Raw genomic sequence first — 22,139 nt, forward strand, 5'->3', positions numbered from 1 at the left:
TTCCTCCCTTCAGGTTTATTCAACGCCTGCCCGCACGCGCCGTCGCGCGCCTCCAAGCTCGCAGACATGGGCAGGCGTCGAACAAACCTCAAGACGACCTGCCGGTCGAGACACGAAGTGACAGGCGGTTGATTGGTCATTGCGGCCGCTGTAAAAACCGTCACACCATGACAGGGTAGATCAGCCAGAACGTTCCCCGGCAGATCTTGATTGTGCTCTGACCGGGCAACAACATCCCGGCACCGCAGATACTCATCCAACGATCCCGATCTCCATTCAGGGGGCTCCAGCACTTTATTCGCTGATCGACCGACGCGTTGCCGCACGCACACTCGGTCATGAGCGGACGTGGTAGCACCGCTTGTTCGTCGATCAAGCGTTCATCCCCCGCCGCCGGTCTGTCCTGTGACGCAGCCAGATCGCAACCTGCCCAAGCCAACCGGACGCCTCCCGACGCTTACGCGCCGGGACCGGGCATTAGGTGGACTTCTACTAGTGTGTCACCGGGGGCTTGTCACCCTTGACCGACTCAGCCTCGTATCGAAACTACCTTCGGCTTGATGCTCTTGCGAATCTCGGCGAGTTCTCGTTCCCGGCGCTTGCCGCGCGGCTCCTGCCCGGTCAACCCCGAAGTCTGGCATGCGCCCGGCTCCCAGGTTCCCGCCCTGACCCCGCGACCGTAGCCGATAGCGGACGGGTGTCAAGGGGCGAGGGACCGTGTTGCCCGCACCCCTCCCTCGCCTATTTCCTTGACACCCGTCCGCTATCGGTTCCCTGAGTCGCACGGGCGAAAACCCGGGAGCCTGGCGGCAGCAAAGCCAACCCCGGGTTCCACCGGAAGGTGTCCAGCCGAAACGGTAAGGCACACCTCCTCGCCCGGTTTGTGCCCTCAACCCTTTGCTGTGGAGATTGCCATGCAACTCGCCTCTTCTTTCCGTCCTGGCTCCCCGGTGCTCCGTTCCCATGCGCCACTGTCCGACGAGCAAATCCATGACGTGGCCCCGTCGATCTTTGCCGAAGGCAAGCACGACAGCCGCTCCGACCGCTACGCCTACATTCCCACCATCGACGTGCTGCGCGGCCTGCGCAACGAAGGCTTCGAACCGTTCATGGTCTGCCAGACCCGCGTGCGCGACCAGAGCAGGCGCGAATATACGAAACACATGCTCCGGCTTCGTCCCGCAGACACGATCACTGGCGACGAAGCCAACGAAATCATCCTGCTCAACTCCCATGACGGCACGAGCAGCTACCAGATGCTGGCGGGCGTGCTGCGCTTCGTCTGCCAGAACGGCATGGTCGCGGGCGACAACGTGGCCGAGATCCGTGTGCCGCACAAGGGCAACATCGTGCAGAACGTGATCAACGGTGCGTTTGACGTGCTTGACGGCTTCGACCTGGTCCGCGAGCAAAAGGAAGGCATGCAGGCCGTCACGCTGAATCGCGACGAGCAAGTCGTCTTTGCCAGCTCCGCGCTCGCCCTGCGTTACGACCCGACCGACATCACCGCGCCTGCGCCGATCACCGGGAACCAGTTGCTCTCTCCGCGCCGTTTCGAAGATCGTCAAGACGACCTCTGGACAGTCTTTAATCGCGTGCAGGAAAACCTCACCAAAGGCGGATTGCACGGGCGCTCGGCAAACGGGCGTGCGATGTCCACCCGGCCCGTGACCGGCATCGACCAGAACGTGAAGCTGAACCGCGCGCTGTGGATGCTCGCTGACGCCATGCGCCAGATAAAGGCGTAATCGCATCCAGGATGGGGAACGTCGAAGGGTACCCCTCCGCTCATTCGATCCCGAATCCTGTTCGGGTCCATGCCTGATTGGCTCACTCCTGCCCGCACCAATGCGTGGGCGGGAGCCTGCTTTTATCTGAGATGCTCGCCCACAAGCACGGCCATGCCGACGAACATCCCGAGCAGGATAGCGGCCACCGCCCACAGGCGACGCAGTGCGCGAACAAAGCGCCGCTCGATCCTCTCGGCGCCTCCCTCTGCCCGTACAGTCGCCTCGGCTATCGCTCGCTCAAACGAGCCGACTGCACCATTCATTCGCTCACGCTGATCCTGTGCTGCCAGCGCCGCCGCACCGACAAACCGGTTACTGGCGATCCCTGCGACCCGATTGGCCATCCGGTCGGCCAGCACAGTAATCGATGCCTCATTGAGTTGTGCGAGTGCGGTCCGACATCCTGCTTCGTGCTCACGAATCATCTCCTCGGCCAGCTGTATCGTCGCCTTGCAGCGCGCGAGCGCGTCACGGTGCTGGTGCATCAGGGCATCGGTCGCCGCCTCCGCTTCCCGGCGCACCGCGTCGAAACCGCCGTCGCCCGCATGCCGGATGCGCTCGGGCATCGCCTCGTACAGCCGCGCGTAGTATTCGAGCATGGCAATGACCGACCACAGCGCATCGTTGTCGCGCAGGTTCAGCGTACTGGACACCCGGCGTATGCGCAGGAGGCTGGCGGTCCGGTAATTCGCCGGTGACGTCGAGGAACAGGCGGGCGAGCGCATCAGGCGACTTCGTCCGTCGATTACGCATCGGCGCTCACCCTGGCGAACATGTCGCTATATAGCGCGCGCCAGCGCAGCAGTTCCGCCCGCTCGCCGATATGCATCGTCTCCGCCGCCTTGTGGATCGACAGGCGCTGGCTGCGAAGCTCGTCGGCGACCCGATCCGCGAGATCGGGAAAGTCCAGCGACTTGCCCTGCGCCTCGACAGCCTTGCGGAGTTTCGACTCCCGGTACAGCGTGAACTTGTCCGGTGTTCCGAAATAGCCGTTGCGCACGACATGCGTGAGCGCATGCGGGAACGTCTCGCCAAACTCGATCAACAGCTCGAGGCTGTCACGCTGCCGGTTAATGATCCATAGCACGACGAGACGCCGCGCCAGTTCGTCCAGCGTACTTGCGAGTGTCCCGCCGTACTGCGCAACGCCTGTCTGACTCCGCGCCGCCGTGTTAACTACGACCGTCGCGTCCCGATGCGCATCGCAGAAATTGACGAAATCGATCCAGCCTCCCGGATCATCCAGATCACATGACGCACACTCGATTTCGTCATGAACGGCTTTCATGACATCGGGATTGGATGTATCCGTCTCCACCAGCACGACATGGACATCCGCGCGCCGCAGGTAATCGACCAGCGCCAGCGTGACGAAGCTCTTGCCGACACCGCCCTTGCTGCCGCCGACCATATAGATAGGGTGATTTTTCGTTGCCATGTCATACCTCTACAAGTTCTCGGTATCCGGCCTGATCGGAAATCCGAGGAAGCCCTGTACCTGAGTGAGTTTCGGCCTGGTTACTCCCCCATCGCCTTTCTGCTGTAATCCGGCGTGTGCATGGCCGGTATGTGACGACGTCGCCTGATTGACCTTCTTTACGCGAGGTGATGCCGTGGCGGTATGCGTTTTGACGTGTCGCTGCGCCTGCGTAGACTGGTCTTCTTTCCCAGCACGTTGCATCGCATATCGCAACGTGCTGGCGCTGATCTCCACGCCGTCCTGCGCGATCTGCTGGACGATTTCTTCCTGCGTGTAGCCCTTCCTCTGGGCACCAATAATTTGAAGTTGCATGGATTTCATTCCATCGCAGACATTAACGCGATGGTCATGCGCGGGCTTCTTCGGCAGTGCGTCGAGACGACGCGCTGCCGCGTCCCATTGCGCCTGGGTAAAGTTCTTCAACACCGGCATGATTCGCTCCTGCGTACTGCTTTCATGCCATCTTGCTAAGGGGAATAACGGTCGTCAATACCCCGAAACAGGCTTATTTCGGGTCGATGGAACGAACTGGAATGAGCGGGATTTCCGAGGAACAGGAAATTTTTTTGTGCCATCGCATACGGGCAACGTATCGGGATTTGCGCGCGGGAGAACCCAGCCACATCGCCCTTCGAATCGAGTGATCAACGGTTCTGCGTTGACAACGGGCAGCACACGAAATCCGTCGCCCGCCATATTGCGCCGGATAATCACAAAACTTGATGTGACGTATCCACCCGATGCAATTCCTGCTGCGCTGCCCGTGTAAGCCTCTTTGCTCAAGTTGCGCAGACATCGACACCCATGAACGAGGACTCAACACGGCATTTGAATTTTTGTGCGGGGAGCGCGGTCGCCCATGCTCATGCTTGTTGCGCCATGAGTCGTACCTTCGTGCTTCCGATCGATCATCTATTTGCGTGGGCAGCGATACCTGCTCACGCGATACACCATTTCTTTCAATCAGGACGGTTCATCATGCTGCGCGCGGTACGCGGCTTTCCTGCTCGGACGAACATATTTTCCTGCAGCGGGTGTCGATTTATTTGCGCGACCACGGTCAATCGCGCTCACGGGATTTGCGGACAGCAGATTTAAAGACATAAAAACGAGGGATGGCAGGATAGGCTACCGCCGGGATTGGGCGCCATGAACGGCGAACTTAAATTAGAGGATGAACTCGTAGCCGGGATGGATGATGGCGGATTACCAACATGCGCCCAATGCGATTTCTGATAGCGCTCGACGACTTCGGTGCAGGTCATTCAAACATCGATCGGGTCTGGCGACTTCAACCCGATATAGTCAAACTGGATCGCAGCGTCATTGCACAGGCAGCTCGGGAACCTCGCGTTGCGCGCATGTTGTCGCGCCTAGTCTCGCTATTGCATGAGACCGGCGCAATAGTTTTGGCAGAAGGCGTCGAAACGCAAGTTGAAGCACTTCTGTCGATGGAGTGCGATGCAGATTTCGTGCAAGGATTTTACTTTGCACATCCTGCTCCGGGCAGCGTAGACGAGGAGTCATGTCGAGCGGTCATGGACTCGATATCGGAGATATTTCGTACCCGTGTCGAACTGATTGAACGCGCGAATTCCACGCTGCTGTCGGCTTACACGGACGCTCTGCAGACTTCGGCGGAGAGGTTTTGCGCCGGCATCGATTTTCCTCGCGCTACACAAGGCCTCCTTCGCCTGGAGGGCGCAGCCCGCTGCTATTTACTGGACGGCCAAGGTTATCAGATCGGAGACGACATCAAAGCCACCCAGCCTGGCGTTTCAGCACCAAATCTGTTTGGATCCGAGGCCGTGGCGTCGGGAGGTTGTTGGGATCGGCGTCTATACTTTCGCGATGCAGTCAGTGAACCAGGGACGGTGAAGATTTCCGAACCCTATCTGTCAATCAACGGGATGCACCTGTGTGTCACATTTTCAATCGCGATCTCTGCTAGAGGATCAATGTGGGTGCTGTGCGCAGATACTGACTGGCAACACATGCAGGGCGCTACGACATCAACAATGCGATGAGCCGGAGTCGATGACAGGAGGATCGTCGGTTGCAGCATGAATTCGGATTTTCGCCTGCCGTCGAACGCCTTTCGGTGTGCCGGAGGCCTATACGCAAACTTGCAGTTCGTTGGTTCCAGTAGAGAGTCGAATGCGGACGCAAGCTGAGCGGTCGAGAAAGAACACCGCCACGTCTGTAGTTTGCTGATAGAGGTCGTTAATTTTGCTAGCGAACTTCGGCTTTCGCATAGGACCGCTCCCTGATCGGACATCCGCCGCGTATCGGCATCACCACAACTCGTCAAGATCCAGCGACATCTGTTCCTTCGTCGTGGCGTCAGAATGTGCGTCGGACGCAGAACCCTTTGGCAATGCCATTTTCAGCACATCGCGATGAAAAACCGCATCCGCGCATGCCCGGACAAAACCGTTACCCGGCTGCTTGGGGCCGGTGCCGTTTTCCAAACCGGCACGGCGGTCGTGCCCCGCCTGTACCCTCCCGTTCACGCCGCAACCGCCAGCATCGACCGACGACAATCCGGAGCGGTACAGGCACACGCGTACTGGGCCCGGGCCTCTTCATCCTCAGGGTCGTCGACGGCAAGCAGGTAATCGATGAACAGTTCTTCTCCCGCGTCGATCGGCCGGAGCGTCTGGATGAAAATCCGGCCATCATCCTCAATCGTCTCGCAGTTCGGCGTGCAGGCGTGGTTCAGCCAGCGCGCGCTGTTGCCGCCCCGGCTGCCATCAATGACGCGTCCGTCCGACAGGCCGAAAAGAGACGTATGTCCTTCGACGCTTTCACGCTGGTGACGTCGCACCGCATTTCGCCACGAGGTGATTTCACCCCTGTACTCAAGCACGCGCTCGGCCACCGCGAGCGCATGCATGGCGAACACGCCTTTGCCGTGAATTGGAGACCGCCGAACAATCACGCACCGCATACTCTTTCCTTTCCCGATGTCAGCACCAGTCTACGAGCAGCAAATTTCCGCATCCAGTGTGAGGGGATGAGCACGCGCTCGCCACGTTCGGATACCGGCGGGCAGATCGAAGCTGAAGAGTCGAGGTATTTGCTCCGCAGGCATCCCAGAATGACCGGCGATCGCCCGCGAAGATATCTAGCTTCAGAAAAGCTGATTACCCAGCTCACGCAGGCTGATCCACTTCACCGTGCTCACGAAGGTCCTGCCTGTGGTATCGAGCGATTCGATCATCGCGCGTTGCCCACGGGCTTCCGCAATGACGCGCACGATGCGCGTCCGGTAACGCGGTAACGCGCCGATCGTTGGGCACGAGATTTCGCGCCCGGTGCGCGATCGTTTCTTTCCCATACGGCTATCTATAGAGACATGCAGCGAATCGCAGGGGCCGCAGTACGTCGCGGCATCTCGCACTGACGCTACCAGGCCGACTGGCCGGGGTCCAGCCCTTGCCCGATCACCCCGTGCCGTCGCTGCCGCCAGAACCTGTAGCGGCTCTCGCGTCCGGTTTCACGCGCCGTTTACGGCGTCCTTGAACGCCTTGCCCGCCGTGAACTTCACCGTCTTCGCAGCAGGGATCTGGATCTCGGCGCCGGTCGCCGGATTACGGCCGACCCGCGCGGCGCGCGCGCCCGTCGAAAACGACCCGAAGCCGATCAGCTGGACTGTATCGCCCTTTGTCACCGCGCCGGTGATTGCGGCGATCACAGCATCGATCGCCTCGCCGGTTGTCGCCTTGCTTTCGCCCGTCTTAGCGGCCACTGCGTCTACCAGTTCCTGCTTGTTCATTGCTGCTTCCTCGTTGTGGTCGTGATGTCGCCACCCCACCCGATTGGCGCGCCTTCATGCAATCACCGCCAACAGGCGATCCTATTCCGCGACGACCGGATCAAGCAGGTGTGTCGACTTCACCGCGCGCCACGTGCGTGGCGCCCGGACGCGCCTGACTGGTCCCGAATTTAACGGGGATACATCAGCTTCAACCCTGATAACGCCATCCATCAGGGTGGCTTTCATGGTGCATCGGCGCCGTGATAACCCGCGTTATCACCGCAATCCCTTCTCACGGCATGCATTCCCAGGAATATCCAATGGCTCGCCCCAACGCCGGGAGAAGTCGAAGGGTCGAGACCGACCTATACCCACCCTGCAACTTTACGCGACTTCACCGGTGGGTTCCGAAGTACAGCGGCCATTCGAGCAGCCGACCCAGATGGCATGTGTTCGGCCATTGCCGTCATTCGGGTGGACCGGGTTCTATGTCAGCAATGTCATGGATTGCTGACGGTGGCGGCATCCAGCAGTCCGATGGCAGCTTCCTGCGTTCACGAACTCACACTCCCGACCCACTGCTGTCATTCGGGTCATCAAGTCGGCGATGGCCGCTTCCCAATTCCAAACGGTCATCCATCCGTACCACCTCTCGACATGTTTGCGTGCCCGTTAATAAGCTGAACGGCTTCGCGACATATCCTGGCGTCCAATTATTCGATCCGGGAAGATTCTCTTCCACAAAAGCGAGAATCCTCCGGATTCGGTCGCGCTCGTCCAACTCGTTCCGATGTGGCAGTCACCCGAGACTGTCGGCGTATAGCCCCTTACGCCAAAAGATGACGATGCTGTTCAATGAACTGTTCTGGCGTCGTCAGCGGTTGACCAGCAATTTCAGCCGCGCTGTTGTCGACGCCCACCAATAGCTGTTCCTGCTGATCGACCTTGATCGCCTTGAAATGCATTGCATATGAAGGATCGCCGTCCCAGCCGAGGATCTTGACGAATTCGTCCGGCGTGACCTGCTCGAAGCGCACTTCCTTTCCAAGCGTGGTCGCGAGGATGCCCGCAAGTTCGATGTGGCTCACTTCACGCGAGCCCGTGACCGTGATGACCTTGCTACCGAACGCGTCGGGATTCTCGAGAATCTTTACGATGACACGGGCGATGTCGACAGCGGCGATGGGCACGAAGCGGCTTTCCGGATCAAACGGCGTCAGATATCGGCCCGCACGGATTTCAGCCGCCGTGTACAGCACCCATTCGGAGAAGAAGTTGACTCGCAGATGCGCGGTCGGAACGCCCGAGCGGTCGAGGATCTGCTCGGAGAGCCAGTGATTCATCGTTGCCGGGCTGCGTGCGTGCTGGCGCGACTGCCGGTGCGACATGTACACGATCTGCTTCACGTCGTTCTCGGCTGCAGCCTGAGCGAAGATCGCGGTTGCTTCAACCGCACCTTGAGTCAACGGATAGCATAAGTACGCCGCCTCCACACCCTTCATCGCACCACGAACATCTTCGATCTTCAGCATGTCTCCAAGCACGATCTCCGCGCCCAGTTCCATCAGCGCCTTCGAGCGATCGTCTTCGCGGTGAACAAAAGCGACGACCTTGTGGCCGTTTTCCAGCAGGAAGCGAACGGTGGGAGCGCCTGTAACGCCAGTGGAACCCGTGACGAGAAACTTCTTCATAAAAACCTCCAGGGACAAAGGAAACTTGGCCAAAACTTGTATGCTGCAATCGCCACTCAAGCAGTATGGTCATCATGTTATAAAGCGCACAGCCGACAGTTCGTCTGAAAGGACAACATTCAAACATGACGATCATCATGCTTCCGTTGATGAAGCATGATGGTTATACTGCTTGTCGTCAACACCTTTCTTGCCACTTTCCGGAGGACGTATGCGTTACCCGCCAGAGGAGACCGCAGAGAAGCATGCTCGCATCCTCGAACAAGCTTCCATTCTGTTTCGCGAGCGCGGATTTTCCGGGGTCAGCCTCAGCGAGATCATGAAGGCGACGGGGCTGACACACGGCGCCTTCTATCATCACTTCGAGTCGAAAGAGGATCTGATCTCGGAGAGCATTGAAGATGCATCTTCCAAATTGCTCGACTTCATGAAGGAAAGCGCAGCCTCTGGTGAGTCAGTGACTCGATACGTCGACGGATATCTCACTGAGCAACATCGCGACGAGAGAGGCAACGGATGCCTGATCGCAGCATTGGGGAGCGAGATTGCGCGCGAGCCCGCGGCTCAACCTGCATTCACGCGGCATGTGGAGGGTACGCTCAGAGGTCTAGCCGAGCCACTTGCAAAAGCAAAAAAGAAAAATGCTCGTCGCGATGCGATTCATACGCTTTCGAGCATCGTCGGAGCCATCATTCTGGCTCGCGCGGTTGATGACCCTGAACTCTCGGAAGAGATTCTTCGTGAGGTGCGAGCGGCTCTGGACTAAATGCGCGTCTATCAGGTGATGTCCAATTGAGTGGGCGATTGTCTCTTGTAACTCCCCATCTTCACAGGAGTCCAACGAGACTGCAAACACGGTAGACAAGTTGATGTCCGCAGTGCAACGCATAGTCGACGTTCGAATGTCAGTGCAGATGCAGTGACCAGGGACCGCAGATGGCCGATAGCACCAGTTCGATGAAGGTGTCGCCGTGATGATGTTGGAATTTTCAATGGCAGTTTTCCGGCGGTTTGTGCGAACGCGTACTTCCGGCCACTTTCGGTCAGTCACGATCGACGATAGATGCTCGTTTGATTGTCGCGTGTGCACATGAAAGCGGCCATAGCACTTACCGGCGCCAATGGCGACCGCGGCTAGGAATCCGAACGGTATCTGACAGGGAGCGTTATGCTAACGCTCACGTAGCAGCGCAGCGCATTGTTCCGAGAGGATTTATTTCACTTTCCGAGCCAGCGGAGAATCACATGGCGAGTGCCGAAAAACATCATTATGTCCCGCGCTTTTACCTGAACGGATGGACTACGCCGGACGAATCGCAAGCTCTTCGCTTAACGCGGTTCCAGTGGAAAGGCGACAGATTTTTGATTGAGCGTGTCGTACCTCGTTCAACGGCATGCCTTGACAGGCTATATTCACTTGAAGGTGTCCCGGTTCAGGAGCAGCAACGGATAGAAACCGACTTTCTGGCCAAGCTCATCGATGACCCCGCTGGCGGCGTGCTACATCACATGCGAACAGCAGGACGCGGGCACGACCTGAAGCAAGAGCAGCGGGTCGCATGGACGCGCTTTATCATGTCGTTGCGAATCCGGTCGCCGGAGATCATGGCGCAACTCAATTCTGAGGCTCCGGCGGAACTGCGCAGAAACCTTGAAAGCGACCCCGAGGAATACGACAAACTAAAGGAAGAAGGCGATGCGGAATCGCCTTTAGAGTTTGTCGAAACATCTGCCCCGGGATTCATTGATGACTTCGGTAAGCGGTTGTTACCGGGGCTGATAATGGATGACAAGGCGTTTAAGCGAATTCATCAAATGTGGTGGTGGAGCGGAGACTTCAGCGACTCAAAGGTTTCACTTTTGACGAGTGACCACCCTGTAATCATCATGCCCGGCATTGACCATCCGGGATGCGTGCTTGCTTTGCCAATATCGTCAACGCTCGTTTTCTTCGCTTGCCCAGATGAGCGAGTAGTTCAGTTTCTTTTGCATTGGGACAAAACCTTACTCGTCGAATGGCTTAACGCCACACTCGTCCGGCTTGCATCGGATCAGGTCTATGCCATTGATGACAGTCAGGCGGAGTTCGTCCGAAATCTATTGAAGAGACCGGCAGTCGATTGAACACGCATACTGCCTGTTCGGCCTAGTGACGTGCGTGGCCCGCTGTAGCTTCGATGCGGCCGTTGGCCCGGCGCTGGGTCAACCGACGCTAGTGGGTCGGCTACGGAAGTTCAGCGTCGGACTAGGGCGGTCAACCTTGCATGGTCGTAATTCGGCTCAGTTCGGCCAACTACGGACGTTGGCCCACGCCGTCGAGTGCTCGGTCGAACGTCGGCTGCTGCTCCGGACCGGACCTGCGAGCAGATTTCAGCCGATCAGGTCATTGGCCAACGTCGGCCGGCAAATGGTTAAACTAATGCCTCTGGACCCTTCGAACCTAACCTGGCTATGCCCCTCTCAGTTGAGTTGCAGTGCTTCATATCGCGCTCCGCCTGGTCGGCTAAGTTGACACAGGAACAACTCGCTCGCGTCCAAAAAGATGCCTTTCAACGATCGTTTTCTGCGGGTGCCCTGGTCTGTCATCGCGGAGCCCCTGCGGATCATTGGATAGGCGTGATCGAAGGGTTAGTCAAAGTCGATACCGTCTCCAAAGGCGGGCGGGCTACAACCTTCGCCGGCGTGCCGGCGGGTTCCTGGTTCGGGGAGGGAGCCCTACTAAAGGATGAGCCTCGCCCATACTCGGTGGTAGCGCTGCGCGACAGCGAAGTCGGGTTTATTCCGTCCAGCACATTTGAGTGGCTGCTTGACAATAGCCACTCGTTCAGCCGATTTGTCATCGATCAACTCAACGCACGGTGTGGCTACTACGTCGGTCTGGTTGCAAACCTCCGTTTGCAGAAAGCCTCTGCAAGAGTCGCTTTCTGTCTCGCTGAACTGTTCAATCCGCAACTCTTTGGCGTCACTGATCTGATGCTGGGTCTTTCGCAAGAAGAAATTGGACGTTTGTCCGGCCTGTCCAGGCAGAACACCAACCGGGCGCTTCACGAGCTCGCTGATGCGGGGCTTTTAACGGTCGAATATGGGTCAGTCCGAATTCTTGACCTAACGGGGCTTCGAGATTTTGCGCATTCCGAAGATTGATTACGCCGCATGCGTGACTACGCGTCAGACAGCTTCGTAATAGCTTCCCGGCTGCCGGCCTGCGCACGGAGTCGAAATTTCTGAATTTTTCCTGTGCCTGTCTTTGGCAGCGCGCCGTACACAATCCTCACAGGACACTTGTAGTGAGCGAGCCGCTCCCGACAGAACGTAATCAGCTCTCGTTCAGAAGGTGCATTGACACCCTGTCTCAACTCGACAAATGCGCAAGGCACTTCACCCCACCTGGCATCGGGCTGCGCGACTACCGCCGCGATGAGCACTGCCGGGTGTTGGTGCAATACTTCCTCGACCTCGATCGACGAAATATTTTCGCCACCCGAAATAATGACGTCTTTGGAACGATCCGTGATCTGAATGTATCCATCCGGGTGCACCACGGCAATATCTCCGGTGTGGAACCAGCCACCCTCGAAGGCGTTTCGGGTAGCCTCCTCGTTCTTCAGATAGCCTTTCATCATGACATTGCCGCGCAGCAGTATCTCGCCCTCGCTCTTTCCGTCCGCGGGAACAGGCTCAAGCGTGGCGGCATTTGCGACGCGCATGGCTTCGAGTCCGGCGGCCCGCTGACCTTGCCGCGCCTTCAGGCGCGCCTGCTCCTCGTTGGCCGATGCGTGCCAGTCGGCCTGAATGAAGCAACTGACCGGTGTGCCGGAGGATTCGGTGATGCCGTATACGTGCTCAACCTCGAATCCCAGCTCGCTTACCGATTTCAACACGGTTGCCGGGGGGGGCGAACCCGCGGTGCGCACGCGAACGACGCGAGGTAACGGGCTACGCTCGCTGGCGGGCGCGTCTGCCAGTGCGGCCAGGACGATTGGCGCCGCACAAAAGTGATCGACACCGTACTCGCGGATGGCCCGAAATATTCCTGTGGCATTGACTTTGCGCAGACAGACATGGGTGCCACCCGCTGCTGTGACTGCCCAGGTGAAGCACCATCCGTTGGCGTGGAACATTGGGAGGGTCCAGAGATACACCGGCCCGCGCGGCATGCCCCAGTCAATCAACTGGAGCATGCTCATCAGGTGAACCCCACGGTGACTGACCACGACCCCTTTCGGGTCGGAGGTCGTGCCAGACGTATAGTTCAATGCGATAGCGTCCCTTTCATCCGCGGGCCATACGCCTTCGAAGTCCGGATTTCCCTCTCCGAGCAACTGCTCATAGTCGAGCTCACCTATCGATGCCCCCGGCGGCGCTTCGAGATCCGCAATGTCAATCACGAGTGGCCTGTCTGGAACATGCTCGAGTGCGTTCGCAGCAAGGGCGGCAAACTCGCGATCCACAAAAAGGACCTTGCATTCCCCGTGAAGCAGGATGAACCGAATGCCGTCGGCATCCAGCCTGCAGTTGATCGTGTTGAGAACAGCTCCGCTGAGCGGCACCCCGAAATGCGCCTCCACCAACGCGGGCGTATTAGGCGCAATGATCGATACGGTGTCGCCGCGCTTGACACCTCGCCGGACGAGCGCACTGGCGAGCCGGCGGCAGCGGCTGCGCGTCGCCGCCCAGGTCTGACGCATCTCGCCATGCACGATGGCGATACGCTCCGGAAACAGATCGGCGCATCGATCCAATGAATGCAGCGGTGTCAGCGGCACGTAGTTGGCTTCGTTTCGATCGAGGCCGCGCTCGTAGATTTTAGTGGCCATGTCGTGTCTCCTCACATGAATGTGAAAGTGTTCCGGGCATTGGTGGTGCGTAGGTGCAACCTCTGAATCGGATCGCTCAAACCTTGCGATGTCGCATCAAATCTAACCGTTGCGCCGGAATGGAACTGTCTCGAACAGGACACTCCTTGGGTTCGTAGGGGACGACGGGTTGCTGGACGTCAATTGTCATGTTCGAGACAACACGCCCTGTTCGCCCTGGCTAATCTTGCTCGCAAGGCAATGCTGCCGTGAAGGGAAGTTGCTTGAGTTTGCTGACGTTGAAGACAGATGGAGTGACAGATGAAGAGAAGTGAGACACCACCGGCGATGGACGCCGATGCGCTGCGCAAGGCCATCGAATGGGCGATTCTGTCGCGTCGCAGCGTCAGGGCGTTTCTGCCCACGTCGGTTCCTCGGGAGACGGTGGAATCGATATTGGACGTAGCGCGCTTCGCTGCCACGGGAGTCAACATTCAGCCCTGGCGCGTACACGTCGTCACGGGGCACGCCAAAGACCGTATCTGTGCCGCGATCCAACGGGTTAATGACGACTCGGCACTAAACGAGACATGCACGGACGAGTGGGACTATTACCCGCGCGAGTGGATATCTCCATACCTTGAAAGAAAACGGACGGTGGGTTGGAAGCTATATGGGTTGCTTGGAATCGAAAAGGGCGACAAGGAACGGATGCTGGCCCAGCACAGCCGCAACTATCAATTCTTTGACGCGCCCGTCGGCCTGTTTTTCACAATCGACCGCGTCATGCAGCAGGGTAGCCTGCTCGACTACGGCATGTTCCTGCAGAACATCATGATCGCTGCCCGTGCTCATGGCTTGAGTACATGCCCTCAAGCGGCATTTATGAAGTACCACAAAGTAATTTCGGAGCAACTCAGACTGGAGAAAACAGAGAGGTTCGTTGTCGGCATGAGTCTTGGATTTGAAGACGTCTCATGCGTCGAGAACACCCTCGTTACGGAAAGAGCGGAGGTTGCCTCGTTCACAACGTTCTATTCGGATTAGCGGTGCGCTTAGGAAACGGACGTCAGACGCCAGTCAGCGGCCCGTGTACCGAATGCATTAGCGGAGCGTCATATGAAAGGAAAACGGACATGCAAATCAGAGACAACGTTTTTGTAGTGACAGGGGCTGGTTCCGGCCTCGGAGCAGCCACGGCGAAGATGATCGTCGAGCGGGGCGGCAAGGTGGTCCTGGCGGACGTCAACCCCGAAGCAGGTGAGACCGTCGTCGCACAGCTAGGGCCGAATGCCCGATTCGTTGCCACCGACGTCGCCAGCGAACACAGTGCCCGGGCAGCTTTTGCAGCAGCCATGGAAATGGGATGCCTCAGGGGACTCGTCAATTGTGCAGGCGTTGCTCCCGCCGAAAAGGTCATCGGCCGTGAAGGAACGCACAAGCTGGACTCGTTCGCCCGAACGATCAATATCAACCTGGTTGGCAGTTTCAACATGATCCGCATTGCTGCGGAGACGATGAGCGCCTGCCCGCCAGAGACCTCCGGCGAGCGCGGCGTCATCATCAGCACAGCTTCGGTAGCCGCGTTCGAGGGACAGGTGGGACAGGCAGCCTACGCCGCTTCCAAAGGCGGGGTTGTTGCGATGACGTTGCCACTCGCGCGGGAACTCTCTCGCCACGGCATCCGGGTCATGACAATTGCGCCAGGCATCATGGAAACGCCAATGCTGCTCGGCATGTCCGTTGAAGTACAGGAGGCGCTGGGCAAAACGGTGCCGTTTCCAGCCCGGATGGGCAAGCCAGCCGAATACGCCGCTCTGGCGGAGCACATCCTCCTGAACGAATACCTGAACGGCGAGGTCATCCGCCTCGACGGCGCCATCCGTATGGCCGCCAGATAAACCGCATCCATCTTTTCAGCGAACGAATCATGTCCAAAGATCCCGTCGTTATCGTCTCTGTCGCCCGTACCCCTATTGGCAGCTTCCAGGGGAGTCTATCCGGTTGCACGGCGCCGCAACTCGGTGCCGTTGCCGTAAAGGCCGCGATCCAGCGAGCCGGCGTTAGCGCCGAGCAGGTGCAAGAACTCATCCTGGGTTGTGTGCTGCCAGCGGGCCTCGGCCAAGCCCCGGCGCGCCAGGCGGCCATCCGCGCCGGGCTACCCCTCTCGGTGGTCTGCTCCATAGTCAACAAAGTGTGCGGTTCCGGCATGAAAGCCGCCATGCTGGCCCATGATCTCCTGATGGCCGGCAGCAATGAGGTCATTGTTGCGGGCGGCATGGAGTCCATGACAAACGCTCCCTATTTCATCCCGAAGGCGCGAGGGGGCTTCCGCCTTGGTCACGGACAGATCCTCGACCATATGTCCTTCGACGGTCTGGAAGATGCTTATTTCGATCGCGGCCGTCAAATGGGCGCCTTTGCGGAAGAGTGCGCCGAGTCTTACGGATTTTCTCGGGAGGATCAGGATGCCTACGCAATAAATTCAACCACACGAGCCCAAGCAGCCATTCGGTCCGGTGCCTTCGCGTGGGAGGTTGCCCCGGTATTGATCTCCAGCAAAAAAGGCGAGGTTCTGGTGGAGCACGATGAGCAGCCGGGCAAAGCCAAACTGGACAAGATCGCCAGTCTGAGACCCGCCTTCAAGACCGATGGCACAGTAACGGCGGCTAACTCCAGTTCGATTTCCGATGGTGCAGCCGCGCTTGTGCTGATGCGCCTCTCAAGTGCCGAGAAACTTGGGATCAAGCCTCTGGCCGCTATCGTCGGGCACGCCACCCACGCTCAGGAGCCGAGATTGTTTACCACCGCTCCCGCGGTCGCGATTGAGAAACTACTGTCGAGGATTGGATGGGGGACGTCCAGCGTAGATTTGTGGGAAATCAACGAGGCATTCGCGGTCGCCGTGATGGCTGCCATGCAGGACATGACGCTCGATCACGACAAGGTCAACATACACGGCGGCGCCTGTGCCATCGGTCACCCTATCGGCGCGTCCGGAGCACGCATTCTGGTCACCTTGCTTGCGGCCCTCAGATCGACGGGCGGAAAGCGCGGAATTGCCAGCCTTTGCATCGGCGGTGGCGAAGCCACTGCCATGGCCATCGAGATGATTTAACGTAAGCGTCGGTCAGCCGGCGGACACTGTCACGCCTGCAAAGGGATGTAGCGATAAATGGTGTATCGCGCTTCGCCGGTTGGACTCGCATCGGGAGCTCTGCATGGACATACTTCAAGACATGCGCGTCTTTGTGCGCGTCGTCGAAACCGGGAGCTTCATGGCGGCGGCGAACGGCATGGACACCACTCCTGGCAAGACCTCACGCGCCGTTTCGGATCTGGAAGCACACCTTCGAACCCGACTGCTCAACAGGACCACACGACGCATCGCACTAACTGAAGCTGGTGAGCGATATTACGATCATTGCATGCAGATTCTGGCACTGATCGAACAGGCTGAGGCGGAGGCTGGTGACGCACATGCGCGTCCGTTTGGGAAACTGAGGGTTCGCACTCCCGTCGGGTTTGGACAGCACTACCTCATCAAGGCGATCGGCGCGTATCAAAAGCTATATCCGGAAGTGAAAGTCCGGCTGACGCTCGCCAATGGCACGCCGGATTTCATCGAAGACGGCTGCGACGTTGCAATTGTCGAGGCATTGGCATTATCAGATTCAGAGCTCATTTCACAGAAAGTCGGTAGTGCATTCAGCATTGTTTGCGCATCACGCACTTACATCGAGGCCCATGGCGTTCCGCACAAACCAGACGATCTCGAAGCGCATTCGTGCATCCACCTGAACACACCTGAATTTCCAATGAACGCGTGGACATTCGATGGGCCAAACGGAAAGGAGTCCGTTCGATTCCGGCCAGCCGTGCTGGAAGTCAATACACCGGAGGCTCTTGCCACTGGAGTACGGGAAGGACTAGGAATCGGCCTGATTCCGATCTACTCGGCGATCAGCGGATTGCGCAACGGTGAACTTGCCTGGGTACTACCCGAATACAGGTCGCAGGAGATTGGTCTGTACGCGATGTATCCATCGCGACAATACGTTGACGCGAAGATTCGCACCTGGGTGGACTATCTGAGGGATACGATGCCGGCGACACTGGCGGCTGATCAGGAGGCCGCTCGCAGATTTACTCAACGTTGATTGACTTCACCCACGTTTCTTCTCGATCTCCCAGGATACCGGTCATTCAGCAGTGATATTGCGGGGGAGGCTCGAGTGGCCGTAAAGGCACGGATTGCTCGTCGGCCAGCTTGATTGGTCGAATGGCGGTTGCACCTTCGAAGCAGCCGTTGCGGTGGCGCGATCTCGAACAGCAGTTCAGGGTCGGGTACGGAAGTTCGACACCCGGCCGAGATTCGTGAAGCTCGGACCGGCCGTGTGCTTCCGGGTTCGGTAGAGTCGAGTTGTGGCGCGGTAGCATTAGGTTCGGTTTGTCTGTTTCCGCCTCTTTCGTTTGGCGGTGCCCGAATATCCTAGCCTTAACCCCGTTTCCACAACCCGCTCATCGAACCGGACATGCAGATCTCCCGCATCCGGCTCTCGGACAAGACATCACGCCTTCGTACACGGCAAGTCACTACCAAGGCCCTTGTAGACGAACGAGACCAAAGTGCCCGTAGAGGTGCGAGGGTGGATAGCTCCCGCCCCGGCGACGTCTTACCTTGTGCTTGGTACGCAACCACCGGCGCAACCGCGTGCTGGTATAGCTATCGAGCGCCCGATATGCGCGACTGACCGTGCCTACCTTGAAGTAGTTCGCCCAGCCGCGTAGCGTGCGATTCAATTTGCCAATCAGCTCCGTGGTATCGAGCCACGTCATCGAAGCGGCGGTCAGCGCGTGGATCTTCTCGACCATGCGCCGGATACTGTTCTTCGACGGACGCATGCCCATACGGGCCTGTCCAGTCGTCGCCGAGTACATCCGCCCAAACGTGTAACCCAGGAAGTCGAATTCGCCTTCCGGAACCTTGCAGATTCGTGTCTTCTCCTCGTTGACCGTCAGCTTCAGCTTGCTCATGATCTCGCGCATGCGCACCAAGGCTTCTTCCGCTTTGCCCCGCTTGCACAGGATGCGGCTGCCAAGACTGCGCTGAAGTCCGAGCTTCTTCCATGCCAGCACAAACCGGCGCATGTAGATATTCGCCAGCAGAGGTGAGATGGGTGAGCCTTGCGGTATGCCGCGCCGGCTGTCCCGGGCCTCCGTCGTACGTTTCTTCCGTCCTCGGTTATCGGTTTCTTCTACGGGGCATTCCAGCCACATCCTGATCAGATGCAGCACTCGCCGATCAACGATGCGTCGCGCGAGCGACAGCATCAATTCGGCGTGGGGAATACTTCCGAAGTAGTCCGCGAGGTCGGCGTCAACAACGTCCGTTTGCCCTCGGTGCAGCCGCTCCTCCACCTCGATCACCGCTTGCTGGGCGTTTCGCCCCGGGCGGTAAGCGTATTGCTCCGGTGGAAGGTCAGCCTCGAAGATCGGTTCGAGCACGAGCATTGCTGCTGTCATGCACACCCGATCACGCAAGGTCGAGATGCCCAGTGGCCTCAGCTTGCCATTGGCCTTCGGGATAAACACTCGTCTGATAGGGTCCGGCCGGTAAGTCTCCTGCCTGAGCGCAAGCGCCAGTTCGCCGAGCCACTTCTGCACCCCGTACGCCTCGACCTCCGCGAAGTCCTGCCGATCGACACCCGGTGCGCCCCTGTTCGAGCGGCACTGAGCGTACGCATGCGCCAGCACATCCTCGCGATAGATCTTGTCGTACAGCGCGTAGAAGCGATACCCGGCTTCTGCCTTCGCTTTCGCGTGTAACGCCATCTGCAGTTTCTGAACACGACTCGGAGTTGATAGGTTGCCCAATCTCCACGTCCTCACTACGTATTGCGTCTGTCTTGAACTGAGGCCCCTTCCCTCCACCAGCATTACACCGGCTTCAACGGTAATACGGGCCTCTCCGTCACCCCAAGGCGCCCGGCCTGTCCCTCACGGGCGTCCGGTTGGTCATCCCTGACCACGCCAGGGGGCTTCCCGTGTTGCGAGCGCTTCCCTTGTGTGCATGCTGTCGCCACTACCCCCGGCGCAGCGACTGGGCGTCCTGCCTGCTCATTCACCCAGCCGTATCAGCCTTCCCCGACATGGCTCTCGGGTCGGCCTGCGCATCGTCCTTTTCGAGGCTTGCTCGGCGTTCACTCGCGTTACGGCCTGCACACTCGCGCTGTCACCGTATTTCGTGACACGCTTCACCGAAGGCTTCAACCGCTTCGTTACCTCCACGATTGCTCCGGTTGCTTCCGGCTGGAGCGGTTGCCGGGTGGGGCTTTCACCCACTGGAAAAGCGCCGCCTTTTCACGGCGCACGCCATGAAGCGACATTCGTATCGAATTGTCGAACGTCGATTCGCAGGTGCCAAAGCAGCCATTGCGGTTTCCGACTCGCTTCAATCTCCGAGCTTCATCCGCACCTTGCAGCCTATGCGTCCTTGTACCCGCGTCGTCGCCGCGACCGATCGGATGAATCCATACTGGCTCAATTTACATGCGGTAACCTGATTCCTGTATCAAGCTCGTCAAGTACAGGCGAGCGCTGCTTCACTGCTTCGCCTCCATTGGCTGGCCAAGCACGAATTGGCCGCCCTGGAAGCGTTGTGCTGGATCGTCACGCGAGTCACTCGGTGCGGTCGCGGGGAAACGTTCCGCGAACTTCGCAGCGCTGTCGCACGGGTTGAAGCCGAGGAAGCTGGCTTTCGTGTTGTCCCACCACTTGACCGGATTGTTCGACGCGCCGTACACGACCACGTGCCCGACGCAGTGCGTGAACAGCGAGCAGCGCACCAGTTCAATAAAGTCGCGATAGCTCAGATACGTGACGAGCATGCGCGGGTTCTTCGGCTCTTCGAACGACGAGCCGATTCGCAGGCACACCGTCTCGATGCCGAAACGATCGTAGTAATAGCGCGAAAGCGCCTCGCCGAAGCACTTCGTCACGCCGTAGAGACTGTCCGGGCGCTGCGGCGCGTCGGCGTCGAGCACTTGGGTGACCGGATGAAAACCGATCGCATGATTGGAGCTCGCGAACACGACGCGCTTCACGCCGTGCTTGCGCGCTGCCTCATACACGTTGTATGTGCCGGCAATGTTCGCTCCGAGCAGATCCTCGAACGGGGCGTCGACTGAGATGCCGCCGAGATGCACGATCGCATCGACGCCCTCGACAAGTTGCATCACCGCCGGCCGGTCCGCCAGATCGACGACGCTCGTTTCCTCGTGCGGCGCAGGTTCTCCGAGCTTCGAGATGTCGCTCACGCGCACGACATCGGCCCAATTGGCGAGCGCGCCGCGCAGCTGGCTGCCCAGGTTGCCGGCGGCTCCGGTCAGAAGCAGGCGCCGGAACGGCTTGAACGACGGCACGACTGTTTGGCTCATAAAAAAACTCCTGAAAAATGACTGGTGGAAAACGTTTTCTAAACGAGAGCGACGGATGAGGTTCAGCATCAATTGCCGGATGCGCGGCTATCAGACGGCGATTACGCCAAATGGCATTCGCCCGCCTGACCGCGCTTTCTGCGACAATCGGTAAACAAAAGAGAAAACGTTACCTTTTGCATGAAAAAACTTTCCCCAACTATTCGCGACGTCGCTGCAGCCGCCGGCGTGTCGGTCGCCACGGTGTCGAAGTACATGAACGGTGCGCAGCGCTTCTCCGCACCGGTCGAGGCTCGCCTGAAGGCTGCGATCGAGGAACTCGGCTACCGCTCGAATCCGCTTGCGCGATCGATGATCACCGGCCGCTCCCGCACCATTGGGCTGACCATTCTTGACATCAGCAATCCGCACTTCACGAACGTCGTGAAAGGCGCCAACCGCGTCGCGCTGCGGCACGACTACACGCTGCTGCTCGTCGACACTGACGAAAACCAGGCGCGTGAGCGCCCGCTGATCGAAGCGCTCGCGCAGCGGGTCGACGGCCTGATCGTCAGTTCGCGGATGCCCGACAATGACGCGCAGTGGTTGCTCGATCTCGGCAAGCCAGTCGTGCTGTTGAGACGTAGCGATGTGCTGCAGATCCCGAGCGTCGGAATCGACAACCGGCTCGCAACCTACATGCTCGCGCGGCATCTGCTCAACCTCGGGCATCGTCACATCGCCTACCTCGGTTTTGGGAAGGCACGCATCAACGACGAGCGCATTCGCGGCGCGCGTGAGTGTCTGGAGGAGGCCGGCCTCACGCTCGACGTGTACGACGCTCACGCGCCGACGGCGCATGCAGGCGAGGACGCGTGCTCGCGCGTGATGCTCGGTCCGCGCAGGCCGCAGGCGGTGATCTGCTACAACGACCTGATCGCGCTCGGCTTCATGAAAGAGGCGGCGTCGCTCGGCATCAGGGTGCCGCAGGAGCTCTCGGTGACTGGCGTCGACAACGTCCCGTATGGCGAGTACGCAGCGCCTGCGCTCACGACCGTCGATATTCAGAGCGAGAAGATGGGCGAGCTCGCGATGCAAAAGCTCATCGACGCGCTCGCGGGCCATGCGGAGGCTGGGCATTCGACGTTCGAGCCGAGGCTCATCGTCCGTGAGTCGACAGCGGCCCGCGGCTGACGCGCCTCGT

General features: G+C 59.0%; 22 protein-coding genes. 10 read left to right on the forward strand and 12 right to left on the reverse strand.

What is annotated here, in order from left to right; genetic code table 11:
• Positions 1–260, reverse strand: a 260-nt coding sequence (locus tag BM438_RS45980; RefSeq protein WP_208620798.1) for a hypothetical protein, incomplete at its 3' end; no start/stop codon positions are given.
• A 654-nt stretch (positions 261–914) separates the two neighbouring features.
• Between BM438_RS45980 and BM438_RS42490 the strand changes: the two genes are divergently transcribed.
• Entirely contained in the window at positions 915–1,748 is an 834-nt protein-coding gene (locus BM438_RS42490; RefSeq protein ID WP_093647199.1) for a DUF932 domain-containing protein, read from the forward strand.
• Between the two features lie 122 nt (positions 1,749–1,870).
• On the opposite strand, the gene BM438_RS42495 is transcribed toward BM438_RS42490, so the two are convergent.
• From BM438_RS42495 to BM438_RS42505, 3 genes are read right to left on the reverse strand one after another with little or no spacing between them, the layout of a single operon-like run.
• On the reverse strand, positions 1,871–2,515 hold the full coding sequence (locus BM438_RS42495) for a hypothetical protein (RefSeq protein ID WP_425270767.1): 645 nt from the start codon (positions 2,513–2,515) through the stop codon (positions 1,871–1,873).
• Positions 2,516–2,535: 20 nt separating this feature from the next.
• Entirely contained in the window at positions 2,536–3,228 is a 693-nt protein-coding gene (locus BM438_RS42500; RefSeq protein WP_093647201.1) for a nucleotide-binding protein, read from the reverse strand.
• A gap of 9 nt (positions 3,229–3,237) precedes the next feature.
• On the reverse strand, positions 3,238–3,702 hold the full coding sequence (locus tag BM438_RS42505; protein WP_093647203.1) for a hypothetical protein: 465 nt from the start codon (positions 3,700–3,702) through the stop codon (positions 3,238–3,240).
• 782 nt (positions 3,703–4,484) lie between these two features.
• On the opposite strand from BM438_RS42505, the gene BM438_RS42510 reads away from it, so the two are divergent.
• Entirely contained in the window at positions 4,485–5,297 is an 813-nt protein-coding gene (locus BM438_RS42510; RefSeq protein WP_093647206.1) for an EAL domain-containing protein, read from the forward strand.
• 267 nt (positions 5,298–5,564) lie between these two features.
• Here BM438_RS42510 and BM438_RS45805 read toward each other — a convergent pair whose 3' ends face one another.
• From BM438_RS45805 to BM438_RS42530, 5 genes are all read right to left on the reverse strand, one after another.
• Positions 5,565–5,741 (reverse strand): hypothetical protein, encoded by a 177-nt coding sequence (locus tag BM438_RS45805; protein WP_167378544.1) that lies wholly within the window; start codon positions 5,739–5,741, stop codon positions 5,565–5,567.
• A 38-nt stretch (positions 5,742–5,779) separates the two neighbouring features.
• Complete coding sequence (locus BM438_RS42515; protein ID WP_093647208.1) at positions 5,780–6,220, reverse strand: SET domain-containing protein; 441 nt, start codon at positions 6,218–6,220, stop codon at positions 5,780–5,782.
• 183 nt (positions 6,221–6,403) lie between these two features.
• Positions 6,404–6,610, reverse strand: a complete 207-nt coding sequence (locus BM438_RS42520) for a hypothetical protein (protein WP_093647210.1) — start codon at positions 6,608–6,610, stop codon at positions 6,404–6,406.
• Between the two features lie 159 nt (positions 6,611–6,769).
• A complete protein-coding gene (locus tag BM438_RS42525; protein ID WP_093647212.1) occupies positions 6,770–7,048 on the reverse strand; it encodes an HU family DNA-binding protein in 279 nt (92 codons plus the stop codon).
• An 809-nt stretch (positions 7,049–7,857) separates the two neighbouring features.
• Entirely contained in the window at positions 7,858–8,721 is an 864-nt protein-coding gene (locus BM438_RS42530; RefSeq protein WP_093647215.1) for an NmrA family NAD(P)-binding protein, read from the reverse strand.
• A gap of 211 nt (positions 8,722–8,932) precedes the next feature.
• Here BM438_RS42530 and BM438_RS42535 point away from each other — a divergent pair, with 211 nt between their 5' ends.
• The 3 genes from BM438_RS42535 to BM438_RS42545 all read left to right on the forward strand — a co-directional run bounded on the left by BM438_RS42535 (position 8,933) and on the right by BM438_RS42545 (position 11,865).
• Positions 8,933–9,487 carry a TetR/AcrR family transcriptional regulator gene (locus BM438_RS42535; protein ID WP_093647217.1) on the forward strand — a complete coding sequence of 185 codons (555 nt, stop codon included), beginning with the start codon at positions 8,933–8,935 and terminating at the stop codon, positions 9,485–9,487.
• Positions 9,488–9,966: 479 nt separating this feature from the next.
• Complete coding sequence (locus BM438_RS42540) at positions 9,967–10,845, forward strand: DUF4238 domain-containing protein (protein ID WP_093647220.1); 879 nt, start codon at positions 9,967–9,969, stop codon at positions 10,843–10,845.
• Between the two features lie 327 nt (positions 10,846–11,172).
• The gene (locus BM438_RS42545; RefSeq protein WP_093647222.1) at positions 11,173–11,865 is read left to right on the forward strand and encodes a Crp/Fnr family transcriptional regulator; all 693 of its coding nucleotides are present in this window, start codon (positions 11,173–11,175) and stop codon (positions 11,863–11,865) included.
• Between the two features lie 17 nt (positions 11,866–11,882).
• Here BM438_RS42545 and BM438_RS42550 read toward each other — a convergent pair whose 3' ends face one another.
• Positions 11,883–13,538 carry an AMP-binding protein gene (locus BM438_RS42550; RefSeq protein ID WP_093647225.1) on the reverse strand — a complete coding sequence of 552 codons (1,656 nt, stop codon included), beginning with the start codon at positions 13,536–13,538 and terminating at the stop codon, positions 11,883–11,885.
• 300 nt (positions 13,539–13,838) lie between these two features.
• On the opposite strand from BM438_RS42550, the gene BM438_RS42555 reads away from it, so the two are divergent.
• The 4 genes from BM438_RS42555 to BM438_RS42570 all read left to right on the forward strand — a co-directional run bounded on the left by BM438_RS42555 (position 13,839) and on the right by BM438_RS42570 (position 17,677).
• The gene (locus BM438_RS42555; RefSeq protein WP_093647227.1) at positions 13,839–14,564 is read left to right on the forward strand and encodes a nitroreductase; all 726 of its coding nucleotides are present in this window, start codon (positions 13,839–13,841) and stop codon (positions 14,562–14,564) included.
• 89 nt (positions 14,565–14,653) lie between these two features.
• Positions 14,654–15,418 carry an SDR family NAD(P)-dependent oxidoreductase gene (locus tag BM438_RS42560; protein ID WP_093647229.1) on the forward strand — a complete coding sequence of 255 codons (765 nt, stop codon included), beginning with the start codon at positions 14,654–14,656 and terminating at the stop codon, positions 15,416–15,418.
• A 29-nt stretch (positions 15,419–15,447) separates the two neighbouring features.
• Positions 15,448–16,635 carry an acetyl-CoA C-acyltransferase gene (locus BM438_RS42565; RefSeq protein WP_093647232.1) on the forward strand — a complete coding sequence of 396 codons (1,188 nt, stop codon included), beginning with the start codon at positions 15,448–15,450 and terminating at the stop codon, positions 16,633–16,635.
• 103 nt (positions 16,636–16,738) lie between these two features.
• A complete protein-coding gene (locus tag BM438_RS42570; RefSeq protein ID WP_093647234.1) occupies positions 16,739–17,677 on the forward strand; it encodes a LysR family transcriptional regulator in 939 nt (312 codons plus the stop codon).
• A 436-nt stretch (positions 17,678–18,113) separates the two neighbouring features.
• Here the strand turns inward: BM438_RS42570 and ltrA are convergent, their stop codons facing one another.
• Together ltrA and BM438_RS42590 are read right to left on the reverse strand one after the other, a co-directional pair.
• Positions 18,114–19,394 (reverse strand): group II intron reverse transcriptase/maturase, encoded by a 1,281-nt coding sequence (gene ltrA, locus BM438_RS42580; protein WP_244179600.1) that lies wholly within the window; start codon positions 19,392–19,394, stop codon positions 18,114–18,116.
• 728 nt (positions 19,395–20,122) lie between these two features.
• The gene (locus BM438_RS42590) at positions 20,123–20,956 is read right to left on the reverse strand and encodes an NAD-dependent epimerase/dehydratase family protein (RefSeq protein WP_093647238.1); all 834 of its coding nucleotides are present in this window, start codon (positions 20,954–20,956) and stop codon (positions 20,123–20,125) included.
• A 180-nt stretch (positions 20,957–21,136) separates the two neighbouring features.
• Between BM438_RS42590 and BM438_RS42595 the strand changes: the two genes are divergently transcribed.
• Positions 21,137–22,129 (forward strand): LacI family DNA-binding transcriptional regulator, encoded by a 993-nt coding sequence (locus BM438_RS42595; RefSeq protein ID WP_093647241.1) that lies wholly within the window; start codon positions 21,137–21,139, stop codon positions 22,127–22,129.
• Positions 22,130–22,139: the final 10 nt, after the last annotated feature.

Origin of the sequence: Paraburkholderia aspalathi (genome assembly GCF_900116445.1) — a bacterium.
In the GTDB taxonomy this organism is placed as follows: domain Bacteria; phylum Pseudomonadota; class Gammaproteobacteria; order Burkholderiales; family Burkholderiaceae; genus Paraburkholderia; species Paraburkholderia aspalathi.